The sequence below is a fragment of the Burkholderia metallica genome, assembly GCF_001718555.1.
Lineage (GTDB): Bacteria > Pseudomonadota > Gammaproteobacteria > Burkholderiales > Burkholderiaceae > Burkholderia > Burkholderia metallica.
In genome coordinates this window covers 70,967-82,652 of the sequence record NZ_CP013402.1, presented here as the reverse complement: position 1 = coordinate 82,652, position 11,686 = coordinate 70,967, and the positions used below count along the sequence as shown (strand labels likewise).

The 11,686-nt window shown below is 69.9% G+C and carries 6 protein-coding genes; 3 read left to right on the top strand and 3 right to left on the bottom strand.

What is annotated here, in order from left to right; translation table 11 throughout:
* Window positions 1-44: 44 nt before the first annotated feature.
* The 3 genes from WJ16_RS16365 to WJ16_RS16355 form a co-directional block, all read right to left on the bottom strand.
* Window positions 45-755, bottom strand: a complete 711-nt coding sequence (locus WJ16_RS16365) for an outer membrane protein (protein WP_069258150.1) — start codon at window positions 753-755, stop codon at window positions 45-47.
* A 98-nt stretch (window positions 756-853) separates the two neighbouring features.
* Window positions 854-1,492, bottom strand: coding sequence for a response regulator transcription factor (locus WJ16_RS16360; RefSeq protein WP_069258149.1), 639 nt, complete (start codon window positions 1,490-1,492; stop codon window positions 854-856).
* Entirely contained in the window at window positions 1,489-2,922 is a 1,434-nt protein-coding gene (locus WJ16_RS16355; RefSeq protein WP_069258749.1) for a sensor histidine kinase, read from the bottom strand. Before WJ16_RS16355 ends, WJ16_RS16360 begins: the two co-directional genes overlap by 4 nt.
* Before the next feature lie 418 nt (window positions 2,923-3,340).
* Between WJ16_RS16355 and WJ16_RS16350 the strand changes: the two genes are divergently transcribed.
* The 3 genes from WJ16_RS16350 (at window position 3,341) to WJ16_RS16340 (ending at window position 11,600) form a co-directional block, all read left to right on the top strand.
* Complete coding sequence (locus WJ16_RS16350; protein WP_069258148.1) at window positions 3,341-4,180, top strand: response regulator transcription factor; 840 nt, start codon at window positions 3,341-3,343, stop codon at window positions 4,178-4,180.
* Window positions 4,181-4,282: 102 nt separating this feature from the next.
* Window positions 4,283-7,291, top strand: a complete 3,009-nt coding sequence (locus tag WJ16_RS16345; RefSeq protein ID WP_069258147.1) for a hybrid sensor histidine kinase/response regulator — start codon at window positions 4,283-4,285, stop codon at window positions 7,289-7,291.
* A 202-nt stretch (window positions 7,292-7,493) separates the two neighbouring features.
* Window positions 7,494-11,600 (top strand): ESPR-type extended signal peptide-containing protein, encoded by a 4,107-nt coding sequence (locus tag WJ16_RS16340; protein ID WP_069258146.1) that lies wholly within the window; start codon window positions 7,494-7,496, stop codon window positions 11,598-11,600.
* Window positions 11,601-11,686 lie beyond the last annotated feature (86 nt).

Genomic DNA, 11,686 nt, shown 5'->3' with positions numbered 1-11,686 from the left:
GTCGCGCTCGCCGGCCCGCCCGTACCGGGCCGATCGGGACACGTTCAGAACCGGCCGCGCAGGCCGATGAACACCTCGTTCGACGACAGTTTCGACTTCAGCTGCTCGTCGCGCGCGAGCACGCGGTTCGCGAACGTGTTGTAACCGGTCTCGACGTTGCCCATGTCGACATAGCGATACCCGACATCGATCGAGAAGCGCTTGTTGATCGCATAGCTGACGCCCGCACCGGCCGAATACGCGAGGTTGGTCTGCGTGCGCGACGCGAAGCGGCGCGTGTCGTTGGTCTGCCAGCCGTCGGCCGACACGATCGCCACGCCGACGCCGAGCGTGCCGTACACCGAGAAACCGCGGCCGAGATCGAAATCCTTGTAGCCGTTCAGCATCAGGCGCTGCGAGGACACGTGGAACTCGTTCGCATTCGCGTCGAACGGCGCCCAGTAGCTGACGAAGTTGTCGGTGCGCTTGAACGTGTATTCGCCTTCCGCGCGCCAGCCGTTGCCGAACTGGTAGCCGAGCGCCACCGCACCGGTCACGCTCGAATTGCCGTCGGGGCCGCCGACGCGATTCGTCACGCGCGGGCTCGTCAGCTCCATGTTGGTCGCGTTGTCGAACGCGCCGACCACGCGCGCGGTGGCGTAGTAGCCCGCGTCGCTCAGGTCCTGCTTCTTCGTTTCCGGTGCGATCGTGTCGGCCAATGCGGCACCCGAGAACAGCAGTGCGAACGACGACGGCAGAGCAAAATATTTGATCATGAAAATGCGTCCTTCTCGATGATTCGTGGAAAACGTCATCGTAGGGAGCGCACCGCATTCGCAGAACCCGTTCGCCTACGGGTTGCGCCTCCGTAGCGCTACGGAGGCGACGCCGCCGCGAACGCCGCATAGTCGCGCACGAGTTCGACGAGCGACGCTGCGTGCAGCTTGTCGAACTCGTTCGCGCGATACGTCTCCACGGTGCGCGGCGACAGCCCGAGCTCACGCGCGATTTCCTTGTTGCTGTGGCCGCGCACGATGCCGTCGAGCACCTCCCGCTCGCGCATGCTCAGCGTCGCGACCCGCGCCGCGCGCGCCTGCTCCTCGCCGTCGCCGTCGCGCCGGTTCTCGTGCTGGCGGATCGCCTGCTGCACGGCGTCGATCAGTTCGTCGTCGTCGACGGGCTTGCGCAGGAAGTCGCTCGCGCCGCGCTTGAACGCGCGCCGGCATGCATCGACGTTGCCGTGGCCCGTCAGCACGATCACCGGCAGCGCGCGCCGCGCGCTCAACCGGTCGAGCGCGTCGAGGCCGCTCATGCCCGGCATGCGCAGGTCGAGCAGCACGCAGCCGAGCGCGCGGTCGTCGGCGTCGGCGAGAAACGCGTGGGCGTCCGCATAGCAGCGCGTCGGCAGCCCGACCGTGCGCAGCAGCAGCGCAAGGCCGTCGCGCACCGGTTCGTCGTCGTCGACGATCGCGACGATCGGCCCGTCGGGCGGCATCGATTGTGTCCCGTTCATGCGCGGGCCTCCTCTGCCAGCGGCAACAGCAGCGTCGCCTCGACGCCGCCCGACGGCCGGTTCCGGATCATCAGCGAGCCGTCCTGCCGCTGTGCGAGCGTGTCGCACAGCGGCAGCCCGAGGCCGAGCCCGTTTTCGCGCGTCGTGAAGAACGGCTCGAACAGGCGCGGCAGCGCGTCGTCCGGCACGCCGGGGCCGTTGTCGACGACGCTGAAGCGATAGTGGCGCCCCGAGCGGCCGCCGCTGATGCGGATCTCGCCGAACGGTGTGCCGGCCAGCGCGTCGCGCGCATTGCGGATCAGGTTGTGCAGGATCTGCTCGACCGCGACCGGCTCGGCCACCGGCGCGGCGCGCGGCGCAGCGTTGTGCCATTGCAGCGTGATGCCTTCGCGCGCGAGCTCGTCGCGATGCAGGAACAGCACCGCATTCATCACCGCGTCGGGATCGAGCGCGTGCGCGCGTCCGCCGCCGGCGGACGTCATCGCGCCGCGCAGCCGGTCGAGGATCGCCGCCGCGCGCTTGGCCTGCGCGACGCTCGACTGCAGCGCGCGGCGCACGCCGTCGCGTTCGGCCGGCAGGTCGAGCATGCGTTCGGCCGCGCGCGTATGCGCGACGATCGCGGTCAGCGGCTGGTTGAGTTCGTGCGCGATTCCCGCCGCCATCTCGCCGAGCGTGTCGAGGCGGCCGAAGCGGTCGATCCGCTCGCGCGCATGTTCGCGCCGCCGCGCTTCCCGCAAGCGCCACGCGCCGAGCGCGCCCGCGACGAGCAGCACGGCCACCGCGTTCCACAGCGCGATCGGCAGCCACGGCAGGTCGGCTAGGGTCAGCGTGCGCGTGGTCGTCAGCACGAAAGCCTGCGGCTGCGCAGGCAGGCGCTTCTCCACGCGCATCGTCCAGCCGAACGGCGTCGCGGGCGTCGGGCGCTGCAACAGCTCGAACTTGCGGTCACGCAGTTGCAGCGTCGCCGACGACAGCGCATCGGGCCAGTCGCCCGGCTGCAGCAACCGGCGCGGATCGATCAGCACCGCCCATCCGGTATCGCCAGCGAGCCAGTAGCCGCCGTCTGCGTCGAACGTCAGCGAAAACGCCGCGGCGCCGTCGCGCGCAGGTGCGCCGACGGGCAACGGGCCGCCCGTGCCGAGCCAGCCGGCGCCGCGCCGCCAGTGCGCAAGCGCGTCGAGCTGCGGCATGCGCGTGCGCAGGCTGTCGAGCATCGTCGATGGCGGCGCGGGCAACGCAGTGGCGCCGAGCGTCTCGAGGATCGCTTCGTGCTGCGCGGCCTTCTGCGCGAGCAGGCGAATCACGATGCTCGAATTCTGGAAGAAGCGGTCGTGCGCGTCGGCGACGAAGCGCGACGTGACGAATGCCGTGCCGGTCAGGCTGAGTGCGAGCCACGCGAACAGCACGGCGACGCGGAGAGAAGGTTTCATCATCGAGGGCGGAAACGGACGACAGGCGAAATGCACGGAATGCACGAAATGCGCGGCCGACGCACGACATCTCGCGCACGGCACGCCCATCGGCGGCAAGGTTGCGTGCGCAACGACACGATCACGCCGCCGCGCCACGCAGGTTCCGTCACATTGTCGGCACGACGACGCTGCCCTTGGTCCGATAACACCGCCGACGACTGTCAGCCCCGTCCTAAATCGCGGCGCCGCCCGCGCTTTCCGGAAAAACATGCCGAAAAACCGCCCAATTTCGGACTGGGCCGATGTTCTAGCGATACCGAAGCCGCGACAATGGCCTCACCTGCCGCTCGCTGCCAGGATGTGAGCGGTTGGGTTTCCATAGTCGATATTTGTCCCGCCCATCCCGGCGGGATCTTTTTTTCGAAGGCGTTGCATCGTGACCGACGCATCTCCGCTCGCCATCGCAATTCTGACGATCGACCACCCGAGCCGCCACGCGTTCGACGATCGCCTGCGCCGCGCCGGCTACGGCTACGACCGTCTGCGCATCGACGACATCCTCCGGAAATCCGGCTACCGCCCCACCCGCTTCGAATATCTGCCCGATCTGCTGTCCGCATGCGACGCGCGGCCGTTCGACCTGTTCGTCGTGCAGTGCGAATCGGCGTGCTTCCGCACGCTCGAAGCGATCCGCACACTGCGCGCACGCTTTTCCGATACCGCGCCGATTCTGTCGATCAGCCAGCGCGACGACGAAGCGGCACGCGCCGTCTGCTTCGCGGCGGGCGCCAACGAGCACCTGCCCTATGCGTCGTCACCCGAGCTGCTCGTCACGAGCGTGTCGACGTGGCTGCGGTGGTCCCACCACCGGGCCACGCATCACCGGCACTGGCGCGTCGGCCGCTTCGAGTTCGACGCGGCCGAACGCACGATCCGCGTCGCCGGCCGCGAGCACGTGCTGACCGAGAAGCACTTCCAGATCGCGACCGCGTTCTTCCTGAACATGGGCCGCGCGCTCGGACGCGCGCACCTGAGCCAGCTCGTGTGGGGCTCGCTCGTCGCGACGGCGAGCCGCCGCGTCGATACGCACGTCGCCACGCTGCGCGACCGGCTCGAACTCGACGGCCGGCACGGCGTGCGGCTGATGACGATGTACGGCGTCGGCTATCGGCTCGTGATGTGCGAACCGGGCGACACCGGCGGGAACGACGAAGCCGACATGGCCGACGAGGCCGACGGGCCCGGCACGCTGCACGACATCGACGGCCTGCGCTGAACGCCCGGCCGCGCACGCGCAGGTCCGTGCTGCCGCCGTGCAGCATGGAAACTGGTCCGACTCCATTATCATGGCGGAACCCTGGCCGACTCCCCGCTCCCGATGGACCACCGCGCCGCACCCGATCGCCCGCAGCCGGCCGCCCGCGCCGCGCCCACTTCCCGCCCGCCGGTCGGCCGCCGGCAGCGTGCGCTGCTCTATGGCGGCGGCCTCGCCGTCACGATCGCGATCCTGCTCGCCAGCGGCCTGATGCTGTATGCAGTTGCGAAGGAAACCATCCACGAACGCTACACCGCGTTCGCCGTGCGCCACTTCCTCGTCCAGTTCGAATTCAAGCTGCGCATGACCGGCATGGCCGCGATCGTCACGCACGACGAGGCGTTCCACGACACGCGCGTGACCGACCCGGCGCTCGTCGCCGAACTCGACGCCGGGCATGGCCGGCTCGAACTGAAAGGCAGCGACCGCATCCCGTCGATGCTGGTGCTCGCCGATCTGTCGCCGGCCACGCCCGCAGCGTCGTACGAGCGCGATCTCGCGATGGCGAGCGACCTCACCTATCGCGTCGGCGCGTATCTCGCGAATCACGACGCCGAGCGCGCCGTCGCGGGTTACGTGTACCGCCCCGATCGCCGCTTCGCGCTGGTGATCCCGGCCCCCCCCGCGGGGTCGCCGGCAGCGGGCGCAGCCGGCGCGTCGGCGTTGCTCGCGCAGGTCGCGGCCGGCCTCGAACCGCCCGCCGCCGGCCGGTACGTATGGCACGCGCCCGCTTACGATCCGGTGCAGCGGCGCGACGTGTTCCGGCTCGTCGGCGCCGCGTACGCGGGCGGCCAGCCGTTCGAGGTGCTCGTGTCGACGCTGCCCGTCGACGTGCTGCGCACGCGCCTGACCACCGAGTACGCGACCAACGGCGCGATCATCGCCGACGCGCAGGGCAACACGCTGCTGCGCACCGGCGCGGCCGTGAGCGATGCGGCCACGCTCGCGACGCTGAAACGCGTCGCCGCCGGCCCCCGCGCGGCCGCCGGCAGCGGCCCGCGCTCCACCTACGCCGACGGCCTGTTCGCGCTGAGCCAGCCGATCCCCGATACCGACTGGACGATCGTGCAGGCGTTCACGCTGCGCTCGCTCGTCGCCGCGGTCGGCCTGCAGGCCGGCTGGTACGTCGCGGTGATGGTGGCCGCGCTCGTGCTCGTGTGGGCGCTGCTGGTGCTGTTCGACCGCCGCGTGCTGATACCCGACGATGCGCGCACGCGCCGCGTGGTCGAAAGCGAGAACCTGAACCGGACGATCGTCGAAGCCGCGCCGTCCGGCATCGCGCTGCTGTCGCTCGCCGACGGCGCGGTGCTGCTGCAGAACGACACGATGCGCGCGTACGACGCACGCATCGCCGCCGCGCCGTCGCTCGCGGCGCGGCTGCTGGCGCGCTTCGACGCGTCGCCCGGCGCGAGCGCGTGGCAGTCCGACCTGCACGTCACGCTGCCGACTGGCGGCGACGAAACCGTCGACCTGCTCGTCAATCTCGTGCGCACCCGCTACCGCGACGCGGACGTCGTGCTGTGCAACTTCTCCGACATCACGTCGCAGAAGAACATCGAGCGCAAGCTGGACGAGGCGCTGCGCGCGGCCGACGCCGCGAACGACGCGAAATCGGCGTTCCTCGCGACGATGAGCCATGAAATCCGCACGCCGCTCAACGCGATCCTCGGCAACCTCGAACTGATCGGCCGCGAGCCGCTCGCCGACACGCAGCGCGAGCGGCTGCAGACGGTCGAGGGCGCGTCGTCGGTGCTGCTGAACCTGATCAGCGACATCCTCGACCTGTCGAAGATCGAGGCCGGCCAGATGACGATCGAGACGATCCCGTTCGATCTCGCGGAAGCGATCGAGCAGACCGGCGCGATGTTCGAGCCGCTCGCGACGGCGAAGGGGCTGCAGTACGACGTCATCGTCGACGATGCGCTCGCGTCGCGCTACGTCGGCGATCCGGTGCGGATCCGGCAGATCGCCGCGAACCTCGTCGGCAACGCGATCAAGTTCACCGACCGCGGCGACGTGACGCTCGAAGTCTATCTGCGCGACGACGCGGACCCGGCGTCGCCCGTCGTGATCGGCGTGAGCGACACGGGCATCGGCATGACCGACGCGCAGCGCGCGGCGCTGTTCCGGCCGTTCACGCAGGCCGATACGTCGATCACGCGCCGCTACGGCGGCACAGGGCTCGGGCTCGCGCTGACGAAGCACCTCACGCAGATGATGGACGGCGCGATCGACGTGAAGAGCGCGCCCGGCGAAGGCAGCACGTTCGTCGTCACGCTGCCGCTGCGCGCGGCGACCGACGCGGAAATCGCGCGGCACCGCGCCGACACCGCCGACGCGGACGCCAGCACCGTCGCGGCGCTGCCGGCGCTGGCCGCGCGCGTGCTCGTCGTCGACGATCACCCGGTGAACCGCACGCTGCAGCAGAGCCAGCTCGTCACGCTCGGCTACGCGGCCGATGCGGCCGACGACGGCGCGTCGGCGCTGCGCCGCTGCGCCGACACGCGCTACGACCTCGTGATGACTGACCTGAACATGCCCGGCATGGACGGCTACACGCTCGCGCGCGTGCTGCGCGCGCGCTACCCCGACCTGCCGGTGATCGCGATCACCGCGCATGCGAGCGCGGCCGAACACGCGCGCTGCGCGGAAGCCGGCATCGTCGCGGTGCTCGTGAAGCCGGTGCTGCTCGACACGATCGACCGCACCGTGCGCCGCTTCGCGAAGGTCGCGGCGGCCAGCCGGCCCGTGCGAAGCACGCTCGTCGATCTGGCCGAAGGGCCGTTGCCACCGGACGTGCATCGGTTGTTCGGCGACACGCTCGATCGTTCGCTTGCCGCGATTCGCGATGCGCTCGCGCGTGGCGACGTGCCCGCGCTAAGGGCGGAACTGCATTCGCTGCGCGGCGCGTTCGCGACGATCCACGAGCACGCGGTGGCCGATGCGGTGCGCGACATGCAGGACGCGGTGCAGTCCGGCGATCCGGCCGCGCTCGGACCGCTGGTCGACCGCACCGAGCGCCTCGCGCGCGATACGCTCCGACGGCGCGCGGCGCAGGCGCCGCAAGCCTGAGCGGCCGCCGTCCGGCGGCCGTTTTTTCCCTTCCTCTCCAGCTCTCTTCACGGCGCCCGTCCGGGCGGCCTGCTCACGCGTGCACGCGTGTAGGACTCGCCCTACAAACATCCCCTCCCGAATAGGTTTTGGACGACAGAATCGGACGAGACCGATCCCTACCATTGGCCTACCAACCTGACGAACTGAAAGGAGTAGGTCAATGAATAAGACATATCGCAACATCTGGAACACGGCGACGGGCACATGGACGGCCGTGGCCGAAACGGCGCGCTCGCGCTCGAAGGGCTCGGCGCGCGCAGCGCGCCAGGCCGTGGCAGCGCTCGCGCTGGGCAGCGCGTCGATCGGCGGCGCGTTCGCGGCCGATGCGTGTACGACCGAGGATGGTAAAGCGGGCTCGGTCGATGCCACCGGCATCTGCCAGGTCGGAGCCGCAATGGGTACGCAGTCGATCGGCACGATGGCAGGCGCACTGTCTTATGAAGCTGGGTCCGGTGCAAATGCGGCGGGGGGCAACGCCGTTGCCGTTGGCGTAAATTCCGCCGCCACCGCGCTATCCAATACGGCGCTCGGCTATGCCGCAAGCGCGACGACGCATTGGGCGATCGCGATCGGCTCGACGTCATCCGCCTCCGGCGAAAGTGCAATCGCCCTGGGCACCGTGGCAACCGCGTCCGGCGCACACTCGTTGGCAATTGGAGCAGCAACACAGGCGATCGACACGGGTTCGATCGCGATCGGCAGCGCAGCCGCAAGCACACAAGCCAATGCCACGGCCATCGGCCGTTCTGCCACGGCTGGTGCAACCAACGCCACGGTATTGGGCTCGGGCGCAGTTGCAACGGGCGTCAATGGAATTGCGGTCGGCCAAAGCGCACAGGCACGCGGCCCGTCGGCAATCAGCGTCGGCTTCCGGGCGAATGCACAAGGCACAAGCTCGGTTGCCCTCGGTACAGACGCGGTCGCGGATCGCGACTACACCGTGTCCGTCGGTTCGGCCGCACAGCGGCGCCAGGTCGTCAACGTCGCAGCCGGTACGCAAGCGACGGACGCGGTGAACGTCAGCCAGCTCCAGCCGGTCGTGACCGCACTGGGCGGCGGCGCCGCCATCGACCGGACGACGGGCGCCGTGACCGGCCCGACGTACACGCTTGCCAACGGCGGCGCGCAAACGACGGTCGATGGCGCACTCGGCGCACTCGACGGCGCGCTCACGACAGCCAACGGCAATATTGCGCGCAACACGGGCGACATCACGACGATCAACACCAAGCTGGACGGTCTGTCGAACGGCACGATCGGCCTCGTCCAGCAATCGGCTGCCGGTGCCAACCTGACGGTCGGCGCAAGCACCGACGGCACCGCCGTCGACTTCACCGGCACGGACGGCGTACGCACGTTGACCGGCGTCAAGGCAGGCGCGGTCTCGGCGACGAGCAGCGATGCGGTGAACGGTTCGCAACTGCACGGCGTGGCCGATAGCGTGGCATCGGCCATCGGCGGCGGTTCCGTCGTGAACGCCGACGGTTCGATCTCCGCTCCGAGCTTCACGCTCGGCGACGGCAGCGGCGGCACGACCACGGTTCGCTCCGTCGGCGGCGCCGTGGCAAACCTCGACGGTCGCGTCACCACCAACGAAGGCGACATCGCATCGCTCGCCGACCAGATCGGCAGCGGCACGGTCGGCCTCGTCCAGCAAGCCGGCGCAGGCGCAAATATCACGGTCGGCGCGAACACCGATGGCGCAGCCGTCGATTTCACCGGCACGGACGGCGCGCGCACGCTGACCGGCGTCAAGGCAGGCACCGTCTCGGCATCGAGCGAGGAAGCCGTGAACGGCTCGCAACTGTACGGCGTTGCCGACAGCGTGGCATCGGCCATCGGCGGCGGTTCCGTCGTGAACGCCGACGGTTCGATCTCCGCTCCGAGCTTCACGCTCGGCGACGGCAGCGGCGGCACGACCACGGTTCGCTCCGTCGGCGGCGCCGTGGCAAACCTCGACGGTCGCGTCACGACGAACGAAGGCGACATCGCGTCACTCGCCGACCAGATCGGCAGCGGCACGGTCGGCCTCGTCCAGCAAGCCGGCGCAGGCGCGAATATCACGGTCGGCGCGAATACCGATGGCGCAGCCGTCGATTTCACCGGCACGGACGGCGCGCGCACGCTGACCGGCGTCAAGGCAGGCGCCGTCTCGGCGACGAGCAGCGATGCGGTCAACGGCTCGCAACTGCACGGCGTGGCGGACAGCGTCGCATCGGCTATCGGCGGCGGCTCTGCAGTGAACCCCGACGGTTCGATCTCCGCTCCGAGCTTCACGCTCGGCGACGGCAGCGGCGGCACGACCACGGTTCGCTCCGTCGGCGGCGCCGTGGCGAACCTCGACGGTCGCGTCACCACCAACGAAGGCGACATCGCATCGCTCGCCGACCAGATCGGCAGCGGCACGGTCGGCCTCGTCCAGCAAGCCGGCGCAGGCGCGAATATCACGGTCGGCGCAAACACCGACGGTGCAGCCGTCGACTTCACCGGCACGGACGGCGCGCGCACGCTGACCGGCGTCAAGGCAGGCACCGTCTCGGCGACGAGCAGCGATGCGGTCAACGGTTCGCAATTGCATGGTGTGGCCGACAGCGTCGCATCGGCCATCGGCGGCGGCTCGGCAGTGAACCCGGACGGTTCGATCTCCGCTCCGAGCTTCACGCTCGGCGACGGCAGCGGCGGCACGACCACGGTCACGTCGGTCGGCGGTGCGCTCACGAACCTCGACGGTCGCGTGACGACGAACGAAGGCGACATCGCGTCGCTCGCCGACCAGATCGGCAGCGGCACGGTCGGCCTCGTTCAGCAAGCCGGCGCAGGCGCGAATATCACGGTCGGCGCGAATACCGATGGCGCAGCCGTCGATTTCACCGGCACGGACGGCGCGCGCACGTTGACCGGCGTCAAGGCAGGCGCCGTCTCGGCGACGAGCAGCGATGCGGTCAACGGTTCGCAATTGCACGGTGTGGCCGACAGCGTCGCATCGGCCATCGGCGGCGGCTCCGTCGTGAACCCCGACGGTTCGATCTCCGCTCCGAGCTTCACGGTCGGTGACGGCAGCGGCGGCACGACCACCGTTCACTCGGTCGGCGATGCGGTGACCAACCTCGACGGCCGCGTGACGACGAATGAAGGCGCGGTTGCATCGCTCGCCGACCAGATCGGCAGCGGCACGTTGGGCCTCGTTCAGCAAGCCGGCCCGGGCGCGGACCTCACCGTCGGCGCGCATACCGACGGCATGGCGGTGAACTTCGCCGGCACGATGGGCAACCGCACGCTGTCGGGCGTCGCGAACGGCGTGAACGACGACGACGCGGTGACGATCGCGCAGTTGAGGGCGACGGGCCTCATCGACTACACGGGCAAGGAAATCGCGGCCGTCACGTATGACGACATCTCGCTTGCCAGCGTGACCTTCGGCGGGTCGGCAGGCACCAAACTGCTCAACGTCGGGCCGGGCCTGATCGCGGCGGGCAGCATGGAAGCCGTGAACGGCGGCCAGCTGTACGACCTCCAGGAGCGGTTCGCGCAGGAATACGCGCGGCTCGACGGCCGGGTCGGTGACCTCGAAGCCGGCGGCGGTTCGGGCGGTGGTGGTGGCGGCGGCGGTGGCGGCCTCGTCGGCCCCGGCACGGGCGGCGAAGGCTCGCTCGTGGTCGGCGACGGCACGGTCGCCTCGGGCGAGAACAGCTCGGCCATCGGCCAGGGCTCGGCCGCGTCGGGCAACGGTGGCACGGCGGTCGGCCAGGGTTCGAACGCATCGGGCAGCAACAGCTCGGCGATCGGCCAGGGCGCGGTGGCGTCGGGCGACAGCAGCACGGCCGTCGGCCAGGGTTCGAAAGCGACCGGCAGCGGTTCGGTGGCGATCGGCGCGGGCTCGGTGGCGGATCGCGACAACAGCGTATCGGTCGGCTCGGCTGGGCACGAACGCCAGATCACCAATGTCGCGGACGGCACCGCCCCGACCGACGCCGTGAACGTGCGTCAGATGGAGCAGCGTTTCGGCGAAACGAACCGGATGATCAACGACGTCGCGAAGAACGCGTACGCCGGTGTCGCGGCCGCCATGGCAATGCCGAACCTGACGCCGTCGCAGCCGGGCAAGACCGTCGTCGCGGCCGGCGCCGCGAACTACAAGAGCGGCTCGGCGATCGCGGCCGGTGCGACCTACCGGACGCGCGACGGCAAGTGGCTGATGAACGGCGCCGTGTCCGTCACGTCGACGGGCGATGCAGGTGTGCGTGCGCAGGTCGGCTACGAGTTCTGACCGGACGGCTCCGCCTCGCGCGGAGCATCGAACCGAAGCGGGGGAGCGATCCCCCGCTTTTTCGGCCGACGACCGATAGCGGTTCC

Bases quoted from the DNA above. Each gene is read 5' to 3' on its own strand.
- WJ16_RS16365 (WP_069258150.1), bottom strand. From the start codon at position 755: ATGATCAAATATTTTGCTCTGCCGTCGTCGTTCGCACTGCTGTTCTCG.
- WJ16_RS16360 (WP_069258149.1), bottom strand. From the start codon at position 1,492: ATGAACGGGACACAATCGATGCCGCCCGACGGGCCGATCGTCGCGATC.
- WJ16_RS16355 (WP_069258749.1), bottom strand. From the start codon at position 2,922: ATGAAACCTTCTCTCCGCGTCGCCGTGCTGTTCGCGTGGCTCGCACTC.
- WJ16_RS16345 (WP_069258147.1), top strand. From the start codon at position 4,283: ATGGACCACCGCGCCGCACCCGATCGCCCGCAGCCGGCCGCCCGCGCC.
- WJ16_RS16340 (WP_069258146.1), top strand. From the start codon at position 7,494: ATGAATAAGACATATCGCAACATCTGGAACACGGCGACGGGCACATGG.